The organism is Neobacillus sp. NPDC093182 (genome assembly GCF_044754045.1).
Genome location: NZ_JBIVOI010000001.1, coordinates 193,190 through 207,493 on the forward strand (window position 1 = coordinate 193,190; position 14,304 = coordinate 207,493).

The 14,304-nt window shown below is 38.6% G+C and carries 13 protein-coding genes; all 13 read right to left on the reverse strand.

The features are described 5' to 3' along the window. Nucleotides 1-16: 16 nt before the first annotated feature. A complete protein-coding gene (locus tag ACIQAA_RS01010; protein ID WP_307194718.1) occupies nt 17-1,078 on the reverse strand; it encodes an LLM class flavin-dependent oxidoreductase in 1,062 nt (353 codons plus the stop codon). 605 nt (nt 1,079-1,683) lie between these two features. Then, the gene (locus tag ACIQAA_RS01015) at nt 1,684-2,832 is read right to left on the reverse strand and encodes a CaiB/BaiF CoA transferase family protein (RefSeq protein WP_402613791.1); all 1,149 of its coding nucleotides are present in this window, start codon (nt 2,830-2,832) and stop codon (nt 1,684-1,686) included. 58 nt (nt 2,833-2,890) lie between these two features. Beyond that, entirely contained in the window at nt 2,891-3,652 is a 762-nt protein-coding gene (locus ACIQAA_RS01020; protein WP_402613795.1) for an SDR family NAD(P)-dependent oxidoreductase, read from the reverse strand. A 48-nt stretch (nt 3,653-3,700) separates the two neighbouring features. Next, complete coding sequence (locus tag ACIQAA_RS01025; protein WP_402613798.1) at nt 3,701-4,915, reverse strand: acyl-CoA dehydrogenase family protein; 1,215 nt, start codon at nt 4,913-4,915, stop codon at nt 3,701-3,703. Nucleotides 4,916-4,956: 41 nt separating this feature from the next. Next, a complete protein-coding gene (locus tag ACIQAA_RS01030) occupies nt 4,957-5,754 on the reverse strand; it encodes an alpha/beta fold hydrolase (RefSeq protein WP_402613801.1) in 798 nt (265 codons plus the stop codon). A 40-nt stretch (nt 5,755-5,794) separates the two neighbouring features. Beyond that, nucleotides 5,795-6,862, reverse strand: a complete 1,068-nt coding sequence (locus tag ACIQAA_RS01035) for an LLM class flavin-dependent oxidoreductase (protein WP_402613804.1) — start codon at nt 6,860-6,862, stop codon at nt 5,795-5,797. 190 nt (nt 6,863-7,052) lie between these two features. Beyond that, the gene (locus ACIQAA_RS01040) at nt 7,053-8,039 is read right to left on the reverse strand and encodes a 3,4-dihydroxy-2-butanone-4-phosphate synthase (RefSeq protein WP_402613807.1); all 987 of its coding nucleotides are present in this window, start codon (nt 8,037-8,039) and stop codon (nt 7,053-7,055) included. 18 nt (nt 8,040-8,057) lie between these two features. Next, nucleotides 8,058-8,600, reverse strand: coding sequence for an NADPH-dependent FMN reductase (locus ACIQAA_RS01045; RefSeq protein WP_402613809.1), 543 nt, complete (start codon nt 8,598-8,600; stop codon nt 8,058-8,060). Between the two features lie 66 nt (nt 8,601-8,666). Beyond that, nucleotides 8,667-9,167, reverse strand: coding sequence for a flavin reductase family protein (locus ACIQAA_RS01050; protein WP_402613812.1), 501 nt, complete (start codon nt 9,165-9,167; stop codon nt 8,667-8,669). Between the two features lie 55 nt (nt 9,168-9,222). Continuing rightward, nucleotides 9,223-10,014, reverse strand: coding sequence for an enoyl-CoA hydratase/isomerase family protein (locus tag ACIQAA_RS01055; protein WP_402615564.1), 792 nt, complete (start codon nt 10,012-10,014; stop codon nt 9,223-9,225). Nucleotides 10,015-10,061: 47 nt separating this feature from the next. Further along, nucleotides 10,062-10,832, reverse strand: coding sequence for a 3-hydroxyacyl-CoA dehydrogenase (locus ACIQAA_RS01060; protein ID WP_402613814.1), 771 nt, complete (start codon nt 10,830-10,832; stop codon nt 10,062-10,064). Between the two features lie 51 nt (nt 10,833-10,883). Beyond that, the gene (locus ACIQAA_RS01065) at nt 10,884-12,035 is read right to left on the reverse strand and encodes a thiolase family protein (RefSeq protein WP_402613817.1); all 1,152 of its coding nucleotides are present in this window, start codon (nt 12,033-12,035) and stop codon (nt 10,884-10,886) included. Nucleotides 12,036-12,371: 336 nt separating this feature from the next. Then, entirely contained in the window at nt 12,372-14,132 is a 1,761-nt protein-coding gene (locus ACIQAA_RS01070) for a sigma 54-interacting transcriptional regulator (RefSeq protein WP_402613820.1), read from the reverse strand. Nucleotides 14,133-14,304: the final 172 nt, after the last annotated feature.

The following is a 14,304-nucleotide window of genomic DNA, read 5'->3' on the forward strand; positions in this document are numbered from 1 at the left end:
TCCTTCTATATAAAGATTAGATTGTTACCTTTTTAGCAGGGGATTTAAAGTAAGGCATTACTTCATCCGCAAAACGTTTCATCGCTCTCATAACTTTGCGGTGTTCCATGTCTCCCATACGGAACCAGCAAGACATGCTGTCAATACCAGATTCCTCAACTACTTCAAGTCGATCAACTGCTCCCTTTGGACCATCTAATAGTGCAACACCGGATTGGTTGAGGGCACCAACATTTAGCGGACCATCGAATTCTTTTGCTACTTCAGCAAAGCGCTCATACGTTTTAGGAGCTTGGGTACCTTTTGCACCAGGGATTAATTCAAGTACCTTATTAAAATAGACTTTCATCTCGTTTTCTACATTCTTAATCGCTTGGTCAGTGTTATCAGCAATATTCATTTGGAGATTCATATGAATCTTAGGGTCAATTCCTTTTTGAAGTAAACGCTCTCTCGTCCGTCTTGTATACTCTAGTACGTCATCCATAACCATAAGGGTCGGTGTTACCATAAATTCCTGTGCATTTTTCTCTACCATAAGATCAAAAGATTCTGGGCTGATACATGCATGATAGAAAGGAATTCTCTTTTGAACAGGTTTTGGAGTTAGTTTTAGATTATCAAAGGAATAGAATTCCCCGTTATAGCTAAATGTGTCATTGCTCCACAAGCCTTGGATAATGTCTACATATTCCCAATACCGTTCTCTCGTTTTTTCTAAACTAATCCCAAGACCTTTTGCCTCCATCGGCTGATAACCACGGCCAGCACCAAACTTTAAACGTCCTTTACTTAAGACATCCACCATCGCATAGTCTTCTGCGACTCGAACGGGATTGTCAAAGTTAAGAATACTAATGCCAATTCCAATATCCATTTTTTCTGTAATTTGTGAAATAGCTGCCGCTGCAACTTGCGGAGAAGGCATACTTCCATATGCACTAAAATGGTGTTCTGCTAGCCATACACTTTCAAAGCCAAGTTCTTCACCATACTGAATTTGCTCTAGCATTTCACTATAAGCACGATCATAGTTTTCATCATGACACTCGTTTACATAGAAAAGACCCATTTTCATTCTACATACACTCCCTTAATGGTTTTTATATAAATTAATAGAACTACCATTGACATCATACAAACGAAGTATGAAAATTATAACCACAAATCAAACGTTTGTTTTAAAAAAACGTTAAATTTCCTATTTTAACATTTTTCCCGATCCATCACTCCTTCAAGTAATTAAATAGCAATCTATTGGGTATTGCATTAAACACTTAATTCAACACAATAAACTAAATCCTAATAATAGGAAAAGATGAATCATGTTCTTTATTGTTGAAGAGGTTTTTTGATCTGGTAAGAAGTTTATTGCACAACTTTAGGTAACGATTAACCCTCTAAGAAGTTAGGCAAATGAAGTGAGCTGATTCGGTGAGGTGATTTTTCAACTAGTTATTAAGCGCTTACAATCTAATCGTTCATGCTCGTGAGGAAAATTTCCCGTAATCTTGAAGTGGTTTTTTTCTGCCGCATTATAACCAACTTTAAGATTTACTGAGAGTTCTAAAAGGAAAAGAAAACTATAATACAAAACAAACAAACAACCATTTGATTCATATTATAGCTGGTTTACTCTAATTGCGCAAGAATATTCTGAATATTTTTTTAGTTTTTTAACTGTTAATCTTTTTCCATTTTCACATACATTCCAAGCATATCAAGAATGTCTTTATTGTGTTCTCCTAATTTAGGTGCTTGCGAATAAATAGACCCAGGTGTATCCGAAAGTTTGATTGGGATCCCTATTTGTTTTCCGATTAGACCAGGATAATCTTTTATCATTTGGCGATCTTTTATTTGAGGATTATTTTCCATTTCATCAAAAGTTATCACCGGGGACACGCAGGCATTATAATGGTTAAAGATTTCTACCCACTCTACTAATGTCTTACCTTGGATGATTTTACTGATTTCCGTTTTCATTTCATCCTGTATATTTTGAGGTGCATTTAGAGAATCGATTAAATCCTCCCTTTCGATTGCTCGACAAAACTCGCTCCAAAACTTTAACTCTAAAGCACCAACCGCTAAATAACGTTGATCTAGGGTTTCATATACTTCATAACATGCTTTTTGACCCGATAATGGTAATTCTCCTCTGTTCGGAAGGATATTATTTGCTAGATAATTTGGAAGTGTGGTTTGTAACCACGATATAGCTCCATCCATCATCGATATATCGACAAACTGTCCTTTTCCCGTTAGATTCCTCGCCTGCAGTGCCATTAAAATCCCAATTACTGCATTTAAAGATCCCCCACCAATATCGGCAATCTGAACGGCTGGTGGAACTGGTTTTTGATTACGCTCCCCTTGCAGATTTAGTAATCCAGCGTAACTTATATAATTGAGATCATGTCCAGGCAATTTTGCGTAAGGACCAGTTTGACCATAACCCGTAATCGCACAATAGATTAATTTTGAATTAATGCTGCTTAGGGTCTCATAAGCCAACCCCAAACGCTCCATCACACCTGGTCGAAAAGACTCGACCAGTACATCGGCCGTTTTTACAAGTTCTAAAAAGATTTGTTTTCCTTCTTCCGATTTCAGGTCAATCGTAACACTTTTCTTATTTCGATTTAAAGATGAGAAAATGGCGCTGTTTGTTCCAAGTTTTGGCTCATCCCATCTAGCATAATCCCCGACAGTCGGTTCCTCTATCTTAATTACTTCGGCACCAAAATCCGCCAGGTACATGGTACAATAGGGGCCAGGGAGTAAGCGTGACAAATCTAGAACTCTAATCGATTGAAGTGGAGTATTCAAATGGATTCACCCCCTTTGTATATTTTAGTGATTCTATTAAAAACATGTTAATTTTCCTTTACTCCGAAAGCGTACCGCCATCAATATAAAAAGTTTGGCCGGTAATATAATCGGCTGCATCCGTTAGGAGAAACAAGGCAATTTGTGAGATGTCTTTTGGCTCCCCTAACCGCCTTAATGGAATTGCTTTTACGGCACCTTCAAGCCATGCCTCATTTTCTCTTTCCTTAGCATTGATTTCCGTGCCAATTAGTCCTGGAGCAATGGAATTCACGCGGATATTGTAACGTGCCCATTCTGCAGCCAAAGATTTCGTTAAATGAATAACGGCTGCTTTTGAGGCTGTATACGGCGCAATTCGTTTGTATGGTTTCGCACCGCCGACCGAAGAAATATTTATGATTTTCCCCGAATCCTGTTGGATCATGATTTTTGCTGCTTCCTGACAGCAGAAAAACAACCCTTTTATATTTACATCATAAATAAAATCCCATTCATCCTCAGTAACCTCTACTGCATATTTGGTCACATTTGCACCCGCATTATTAACGAGAACATCGAGTCTTCCAAACTCTTCCATTGTCACTTTAAATAAATTTCGAATATCAGATAGTTTCGCTACATCACATGAAACCGTTAGGACTCTTCTTCCTATTTCACGAATTTCACGGGCAACAAGCTCACAACTTTCCCTATTCCTGCTCGCAAGTACTAGATCAGCCCCTGCTGCAGCAAACTCCCGCGCCATTTCTGCCCCAATTCCGCGGCTTCCTCCAGTGATTAACACAACCTTATCACGAATTTCGAGTACCTTTCCCACCTTTTCACCCCCTTATTAATTTTGACTTCTTTTCATAAAGGAAATGATTTATGAAGAATGAGCCTCTGTTAATTCATTACTCATTTTATTTTTGTGTTCCTTTAAAAATCGCTTCGCCACAACCATCCGATGGACTTCATCCGGACCATCATAAATATGTGCCGCCCTCGCTTCACGATAAAATGCTTCAAGTGGTGTGTCCTTCGAATATCCTAAAGATCCATGTACTTGGATTGCCCGACTAATCACATCATTTAGGATTTTTGCTCCATAAAACTTGATTAAGGCAATTTCCTTTCTAGCATCTTCCCCTTGATCCATTTTCCAGGCAGCATGAAGAGTCATCAGTCTACATGCAGAGATTTCAGCTGCTGAATCCGCAATGAAATTTTGGATTGTTTGAAACTCAGCTAAAGGTTTCCCACGCGTTTTTCTTTTATGGGCATAATCAAGCATTAAATCGAAACTGCGGTTCATAACCCCTAACCAGCGCATTGCATGTGTAATACGACCAGGTCCTAATCTCATTTGGGCAAGTTTAAATCCTTCCCCTACCTTACCTAAGATGTTTTCAGAAGGAATCCGACAGTCGTTAAAGTGGATTTCCCAGTGACCACCCTCACTATAATCCCCCATAACACCAATATCCCTTATCAAATCAAAGCCTGGGGTTCCTCGTTCAACAAGAAACATACTTGCACGTTCATGTGGAGCTGCCTCAGGATCCGTAACAGCCATCACAATTGCAAAGGTTGAAAGCGCAGCATTGCTTATAAACCATTTTTTTCCATTTATTACCCACTCATCCCCGTCTCTCACTGCTCGCGTTTGTAATCCGGTTGGGTCGGCACCTGATACATCTGGCTCTGTCATTGCAAAGCAAGAACGAATCTCATCGTTAATAACAGGTTTTAAAAAGCGTTCGATTTGTTCTGGCGAGCCTGCTTTCAATAGAATCTCCGTATTTCCTGTATCAGGAGCAGCTGTACCAAACACTCTAGGGCCAATTGGACTAGAGCCCAATAATTCATTTAATAATCCTAAAAAGACATTCCCTAATCCTAATCCACCAATTGCTTTTGGAAGATGGGCCGCCCATAGATTTTGCTCTTTCACTTTTCGTTGAAGGGGTTTCAGAATTTCATCAGGAAGCCCTACACCAGGAACAATGTATTTCTCAGCTGGATAGACATCCTCTTCCATTATTTTCTTTGCCCTTGCTAATAACTCTTTTTGCTCTTCTGTTGGACTGAAATCATACATATTTGTCTCTCTCCCTACTTGAAATGATTATTTTTTTAAATTTATGATTGAATAAATGAAGCCAATTCTTCATTGAAACGTTCCAGTTCCTCGAGGAATGGGGCGTGGGAACTGTTTTCAAATGCAACCAACTTCGCTCCAGGCACTTCTTTGGCGGAATATTCAGATAAAGAAAACGGTACAACTCCATCTTGAAGGCCATGGAAAAAGGCAACTGGAATCGAAATTTCCTTTAATTGTTCACGTAAATCAATTACACCTAAGTCCGCCATTGTCTTTTCCGTTAACCAGGATTGCTCCATGAAGTTATTAAAGAGCCAATCTTTCATTGGTTGACCTACATCTTGGTGAAAACACCCATCCGCAATGGCACGCGCTACTGCTGGTCGATTTGCTCTCATCGCTGTTAAAGTTGCCTTCACATTTTCTAGTGGAGCCCCAAGATCAAAGCCCTCTGTTGATGTATACCGCGGTACGGCCCCACCTACAGAAACCACCTTTGTTACAGCTTCTCCTCCATAGCGACTGATGTAATCTACTACAATGGTTCCTCCAGCGGACCAGCCAACAAGAGTGGCATCTTTTAAATCTAAACTTTGTATTACTTGATTAAGATCATCTGCTAGTTGCGAAATTTCATAGCCATGTGCAGGTTTATCTGAGTTCCCACATCCTCGGCAATCGATAGTAATGACTCTGTATTGGTCACTAAAATCCACAACCTGTCTTTCCCAAACTTTACGATTCGCTCCCCAACCGTGAACAAACACAATTGGTTTTCCTTGGCCTACATCCTCATAATAATACTGAACCCCTTTTTCTACCTCAACATATGGCATTAAAAAATTCCTCCTTTTCGTTTCATTTTGACCTTTATTTTTATTGGCCCACTCTTTGTTTACGTTGTACCGCTTTAAAATAAGGTAAAACCTCATCAGCATAGCGCTTCATCGCTCTCATTACTTTACGATGTTCCATTCCCCCCATGCGGAACCAACAAGATAAACTGTTAATACCGGCGTCTTCAGCTGCCTCTAGGCGATTAACAGCTTCCTTTGCATCTGCTAATAAAGCAATACCTGATTGATTTAAGCCACCAACATCTACAGGACCTTCCATTTCTTTTGCAACTTCAGCAAATCGTTCATATGTTTCTGGAGCTTGTGTTCCTTTAGCACCTGGGATGATATCCAATACTCGGTTAAAATAAACATTCATTTCTTTTTCTACATTTCTAATCGCTTGATCTGTATTATCAGCAATATTCATTTGCAAGTTTAGATGAACAGAAGGATTGATTCCCTTTTGTTGCAAACGTTCTTTTGCCCGTTTCGTATAAGCAAGAACATCATCCATTACCATGAGGGTTGGTGTGACCATAAACTCTTGAACCTCTTTTTCTACCATTAAATCAAATGACGCAGGACTAATACATGCATGATAAAATGGAATTCTCTTTTGAAGAGGTTTTGGGGTTAATTTTAAATTCTCAAATTGGTAGAACTCTCCTTCATAACTGAAAGTGTCATTAGCCCACAACCCCTGAATAATTTCGACATACTCCCAATACCTTTCCCTTGTTTTTTCCATACTCACGCCAAGACCTTTTGCTTCATGAGGCTGATATCCACGTCCTCCTCCAAATTTCAAGCGGCCTTTACTTAAAATATCAACCATCGCATAGTCTTCGGCAATTCGAACAGGATTGTCAAAATTCAGAATACTGACTCCAATGCCAATATCCATTTTTTTTGTAATTTGCGAGATGGCCGCAGCAGCAACTTGCGGAGAAGGCATACTGCCATATTCATTAAAGTGATGCTCTGCAAGCCAGACACTTTCAAATCCAAGTTCCTCTGCATACTGTATCTGTTCTAACATTTCTGCATAAGCTCTCTCATGATATCCATCATGACATTCGTTTACATAAAATAGACCTGTTTTCATCCGACCATCAACACTCCTTTTTGAATGTTCCTTCTATCAAACGATCAACTAGTTAGTTAGATGACATCAATTTTAGAAATCAACCGTTTGTTTGAATTTATTATAACAAGATTATAAACAGCTTTCAATACTTTTTTAAATTTTCTGAAATATTAAACAAACCTAAGGCAATTATTTTTTCAGCAAGCATTTATTCTAATACAAATAAATTAAATCTGTTTTTGACCGATTTAATATCCTTGTTTATTTGAGAGACCAAGTTAGAAATACTAGGAAAGGAGATTTCATTTCTTAGGTAAAAACATACCTTGACCTCAATATTTTTCCAATATAGATCCTGATCGAAATCCAGGATATGGACCTCATAATGAATGGATTCTCCATTTTCATTAAATGTTGGTCTTGATCCAACATTCATAACGCCAATAAATTCTTGACCTTCAATATAAACCTTCACTCCATAAACCCCTTTAAACAAATCTACAATTTGTTCTTGCGGATTAAGATTGGCGGTAGGAAAACCGATACTTCTGCCAAGTTTCCTTCCATTTATAACCATTGCCTTAAATGAACATATTTCTTGGTCTTTTGTCATTTTAAGTACTTCACTCATTTGTATAATTGGTAAACCATTTACCCTTGAAACCTCTTTAACCTCTATCTTACTTGCTACATCCCCATTTATATTTAAAATTTCTGACATATAGCCAATATGAATATTTGATACCATCTTGGTCAGATCAATAACCGCTTCTGTTAAATCAACACGCTCCACTAAACCTCTGCCTTTACTTATTAAAGGAAAAATATGACCTGGTCTTTTGAAATCATTTGCTTGGACCTCATCAAAAGTTAATGCTTTAATTGTATCCGATCGTTCAAAGCTGGATATTCCAGTTGTTGTGTCTTTAAAATCAATTGAAACAGCGAACGGTTTAGTATCATCCATGTTATCATCCATTTTAGGAATTTCTAATTGTTTAGCTCTTTCCTCGGTAATACAAGCATAAACCAACCCCCTGCCAATTTTTGTCATTAAATTAACTTTCTCCGCATTTACGTACTCCCCTAAACCAACTATGAACCCGATGTGCGTTTTTATATCATCATACATGATTATTAATCCGCCATCTTTAAATTGGCTTAACGGAAGCTTAACCTTCGACAACACACTCATACTCTACCATCCACTTTCTTATTTAGAGTAAATTAATTTATCGTGCATGTAGACAATCTGATGAGAAAGCTCTCCAATCTGTTTCAATAATTCCTGATCTTTTATTTCATTTTGATCATTAAATTGCTCATTATGAGCAAATACGAAACTTGGGGTCACATAGGCATTTAAATAGCTTGCGATTGGCTTTAATTGATTTTCAATCACAAGATAATGCTGGTGGTTCCCTCCTGTAGCAACGAATCCCATGACTTTATTTTTAAATTCAGCTGGAGGCACCAAATCAATCAAATTTTTTAATGCCCCGCTGAAGGATCCTTGGAAAATAGGGGTCCCAATCACATAGGAATCAGCAGAGGATATTAAGTCAATCACTTTCTTCGTATCACCTGTATACTCTATGGGTGGACGGCCATCACAAAATTGAACATTAAACTGCTTAAGGTCTAGTATTTCAGTTTCTGCTTCAGGGTTTAGCTTTTTTATTTCTTCTATTACCTTCTTGATAACAATTGATGTCTTAGACCCGGTTATCGTTCCCGAAATCCCTAATATTTTCATTCATCACTACTCCCCTAGTTTGAGATTTTTGGGACCTATTCATGTTTTAAGTGACTAAGCTAATCTCTATTTCTCAGGCCAATTGGCTGGAATCGGAGCTATATTTCTATTGTAGTAAAGCAATGGATTCTTATCTGCTTTCTTTAATTCAATTATTTCACCAAGCAGGATGATATGGTCCCCTGCATCGATTTGTTGAATCGTTTTACACTCTAGTGTTCCTAATGAATCTGTAATAACCGGCAGACCATTCTCAGAAACCTTCCAATTTACCTTCGAAAAACGATCCGCTTCTTTTCCGGCAAATGCCCAACACGCATCAATTTGATCCGTTGCTAATGTGTGTACTGCAAACCCCTCTGCCTCTATAAATGCATTTAAAGAGGAGACTTTTTTATCAATACTCCATAGTACAATAAGGGGATCAAGCGAGACAGATGCAAAAGAATTGACTGTTAGTCCAGCTGGTTTTCCTTCTGCATCCATCGTTGTTACAATCGTTACCCCTGTCGGATATTCACCCATGATTTGCTTAAAAGTATCTACTTTATTAATAGTTTCCGTCATAATATATCACCTTTCCTTTTGTTTATTTAATCATGGCAATGATTGAATCACCTTTCTATTTATGTGTAAATTTCGCAGCACGTTTTTCAATAAACGCTTGAACTCCCTCGCGAACATCCTCTGTACTAAAAATATCTACAAAAAGATTTAATTCAAGTTCAAGGGCTGAATCTAAAGGTTGATCCGCTCCCTCATTCACTGCCTTCTTGATTCGGCTTAAAGCCTGCAACGACTGGCCAGCAATTTTTTGGGCCATAGATTTTGCCGCTCCCATGCCTTCTCCCTTAGGTACAACTTGGTTCACTAGTCCGATACTCAAGGATTCATTTGCTGAGATTGCTTCTCCTAAAAACATGATTTCCTTCGCTTTTGCCGGTCCAACCAGTTTAGGCAGCCTTTGAGTACCTCCGGCTCCAGGGAATAAACCTAAATTCACCTCTGGTAAACCAAGTTTTGCATGTTCTTCTGCAATTCGAATATCGCAAGCCAATGCTAATTCGCAACCTCCGCCTAATGTAAAGCCGTTTAACAAAGCAATGGTGGGCTGTCGAAGATCTTCAATCAAATTGAAGACTTCATGATTCGCCTTCGCAATCTTTCTTACCTCTTCTTTCCCTAATTCAATCCAACCTGGAAATTCCTTGATATCAGCTCCGGCCATAAATGCCCGATCTCCATTCCCTGTTACAATGACAGCAATAACCTCTGGATCCTCTTTTATCTGAAGGAGAACATCTTTTATCGCTTGAGCTACATGTGTACTTAATACATTCATTGGTGGATTATCAATTGTTACCGTAGCAACACCATCTTGTTTTGTAAGTTGAACGAGTTTACTCATTCTGATCCCCCTTTTCTTAATCAATTAATCAAATCTCTCATCCAACTAGTTTCTTACTTAGGCTGCATGCGAATCGCACCATCTAAACGGATTACCTCACCATTTAGCATTGGGTTTTCGATGATGCTTTGGGCAAGCTGCGCATATTCAGCTGGGTATCCAAGACGGGATGGGAATGGTACCATGGCTCCTAGGGAATCTCTTGCTTTTTCTGGAAGCGTATCAAATAACGGTGTTTGGATAAGACCTGGTGCGATTGTCATCACCCTGATTCCATATCGAGCTAACTCCCTTGCGATTGGCAGCGTCATAGCTACGACTCCACCTTTTGAAGCACTATAAGCAACCTGACCGATTTGTCCTTCAAAAGCAGCAACAGAAGCCGTATTGATAATTACCCCGCGCTCACCTTCACTATTCGGTTCATTGTTTACCATTTTCTCAGCTGCTAATCGAGTAACATTGAACGTTCCAACCAAATTCACCTGGATAATTTTGTTATATCCAGCAAGATCATGAACACCATCACGACCCAATAATTTTTTAGCCGGTCCGATACCAGCACAATTCACCACTGTATTGATTTGACCAAACTTTTCAACTGCCTGTGATAACGCTTGCGAAACTTCTTCTTCATTTGAAACATCTGCTTTTGTAAATAGGACATTATCTGATCCTAATTTTTCAATAATAACTGCTCCTCTTTCCTCTGATAAATCAATAATGACCGCTTTTCCACCGTTTTCAACAATTCGTGTTACCGTTGCCTCTCCTAAACCAGAACTCCCTCCGGTTACAACTGCAATTACATCTTTCATATTCATTAAAAATTCCTCCTTCAAAAATTTATTCTTTCTATTCATCAATTTTTTCAGTTACTCAATTCTTTCAAGAATGGTTGCATTTGCCATCCCGTTTCCTTCGCAAATCGATTGAAGGCCAAACTTACTACCTGTTCTCTCCATCTCATGGATTAGGGTAATCATTACTCTGGCTCCACTTGCACCTAAAGGATGGCCGAGAGCAATTGCCCCACCATTTGGATTCAACTTAGATGGATCCGCTTTAATCTCTTCTAGCCAAGCCATAGGGACAGGAGCAAACGCTTCATTTACTTCAAAAATATCAATATCGGAAACTTCCAATTTTGCCTTCTTAAGTACTAGTCTCGTTGCTTCAATCGGACCCGTTAACATTAAGGTTGGATCGGAGCCAACTACAGTGCGGGCTAAAACTTTAAAACGGGGCTGAAGACCCAATTCTAACGCCTTTTCTTTTGACATAAGTAGTAATGCAGAAGCTCCGTCACTCATCTGACTGGCATTTCCCGCACTAATGACTCCGTTTTCAATAAAAGCTGGTTTTAAGCTTCCAAGCTTTTCAATTGTCGTGTCTTTACGCGGACCTTCATCATGTGTAATCACTTGCTTAGTCCCGTCTTCTAATATCACTTCAATTGGCATGATTTCTCGATCAAACCGACCTTCTTCTTGAGCTTTTAATGCTTTTTTGTGACTTTCTAATGCAAATTCATCTGCCTGTCCGCGAGTAATTCCCCATTTTTCGGCAATTCGCTCTGCTGACAATCCTTGATGAATGATTTCATGTTGAGAGGTAAGCTTTTCACTCCACGAAGTTCCTGTAAAATTTGACATCATCGGAACTCGTGTCATGCTTTCAACTCCACCTGCAATCACGATATCCATATCACCACTTAAAATCGCTTGGGCCGCAAAATGAACAGCCTGTTGACTGGAGCCACATTGGCGATCGATGGTCGTCCCAGGTACATGTATTGGGAACCCAGCGGTAAGTGCAGCTGTACGGGCGATGTTTACTCCCTGCTCTCCAACTTGGGTGACACAACCTAAAATAACGTCCTCTATTAAATCGGGAGACACTCCCGCTCGGTTCACCAATTCTTTTAACACTTCAGCTGCTAAGTCATCAGGACGTATATTACTTAACACACCTTTTCTTTTTCCAACAGGGGTTCGAACCGCTTCCACTATCACTACTTCACGCATACTTTTCCTCCTTCTACAAAATAAATGACAAGATTCCTATTTACAAAATTAAATTGTCTTAGCCGGTCACTAATAATAATGCAAAATCTGTGCCAACTATTAATTTAATCCCAATTTTTTTAAAAAGATAACCTATCCTTTGATAAAAGACTCACCAAGACTAGTAATTAAGGTGAAGGGAAAAAGTAAACATCCGAAACAAACGACGAGCAAGTGTAGGAAGAAGATTGATATTTGTGTTTGAAAATCAAACAGGTGCTAGATTGATATGTATTGGTGACCAACAAAAAAAGCACATACATGTGCTTTTTTTAGAGGATTTATCGTAAATCAATATTAGGGTATTTTTATATCATCGTATTTTTTTAGCTTATCATAAAGCACTGAACGACTAATGCCTAGTAGTTTACATGCTTTACTTTTGTTTCCATCCGATTTCTTTAAAGCTACTTTTATCGCCATCTCTTCGGCCTTTTCTAGCAATGTTTTATCACAGTTTTCATTCTCTTCTTCTAGAAATATACTCATCCCGATTTTCTTTAGTAAATAATCAGGTAAATCTTCTAAGGAGATCATTCCATTTTCTGCAAAAACCATTGCCCGTTCAAATACATTGCGGAGTTCACGAACATTACCTGGCCAATCATATTCCATTAAAGCTTGTTCTACTAATGGATCCCAACCAATAATACTGGTGCCATTTTGTTTATTTAATTCACTAATAAAGGCATGACTTAACTGCAAAATATCTTCCTTTCTTTTTCGAAGAGAAGGAATCTCAATCGAAATGACATTTAACCGATAAAATAAATCTTCTCTGAATTTTCCGGCTTCCACCATTTCTTCTAATTTTTGATGAGTCGCTGTAATAATTCGAACATCGACGGATACTCTGTTTGTCCCACCAACACGGTAAAACTCTCTTTCTTGTAACACACGGAGTAACTTTGCCTGAAGCTGAAGAGACATATCTCCTACTTCATCCAGGAAAAGGGTTCCCCCATCCGCCATTTCAAATTTCCCAACTTTCCCTTTTTGTTTTGCGCCTGTAAAAGCACCTTCCTCATATCCAAAAAATTCTGACTCTAATAAATGCTCCGGTATAGCGGCACAGTTTACAGTAATGAACGGGCCATTTTTCCGATTGCTTGCACTGTGAATCGCGTGGGCAAAGAGTTCTTTTCCTGTACCACTTTCACCGCGAATCATAATGGTGGTCTTTCCTTTAGCCGCTTTCATCCCGCTTCGAAACAATTTTTCCATTTGAGAATTGTGGGAGAGAATTTCATCAAAGGTAAATCGTGATGTTTCAGCCTTCTTCGTTGCAACATCATTTTGTTTTTCCAATTTTTCATAACTTCTAAATCTCTCACGAACCTCTTGAAGCTGACGATAAACAATTTTTCCGATGGCACCGATGATTTGATCTTCCTGGTACACAGGAATTCGATGGACAATGTAGTTAATTCCTTTAATTTCCATAAAATCACTTATTTCCGCAATCCCCGTTTTAAATACTTTTGTTAATTCAAAATGAGGAAAAATAGAGTCAATGGGAACTTCTTCGATTTCTTTTGGGTTAAGATCAAAAAGTTCTATTAAGGAAGGGCTTACAAAAGTGATGTTTCCTTTTTCATTTACCATGACAAAGCCATCGTATGAGTTCTCAATCACTGTTTGAAGCAGGCTTTTCCATTTTAATTGCTCTGTAAGCAGTTGTGTCTTCTGAAGATAACTTTTGACAGCATCCGCTTTATCTATGACCCCAATCGGCTTTCCAGTTTTATCTACAACAAAACCAGTACCCACTTCACTTACTGCAATCTGTTTTTCCAGTTCTTCCACAGTAATGTCTTCGGAAATAGTACCGATATCTTTTTTAATAAATTTCCCGATGGATGTTTCCATTTCTTTATTTAATAAAAGCTGTTGATATAAAACACTCCGAGTAAAAACGCCAATGAGTTTTTCTGACGCATCAACTACCGGTAACGTATTCAACCTATATTTATTCATAAGGATGATGGCGTCATGTAGGGTTTGATTTGGTTGTAAATATTCTTGAATTGGGGTCATAAGGTCCCTAACGTTTTCCAAATCATTCATCTCCTTTTTCATCCATATATTGTATTTCCCTAAAGTATCTGTTGAAAAAGAGTAATAGTCAAGGTAAAAGACTCCTCAACGCCCTAAACTGTTTGATATCGCTACACACTAAATAGGACTTTGTCTGAAAAGTAATCAACGGAAGGTTAGGATGGTACGATCC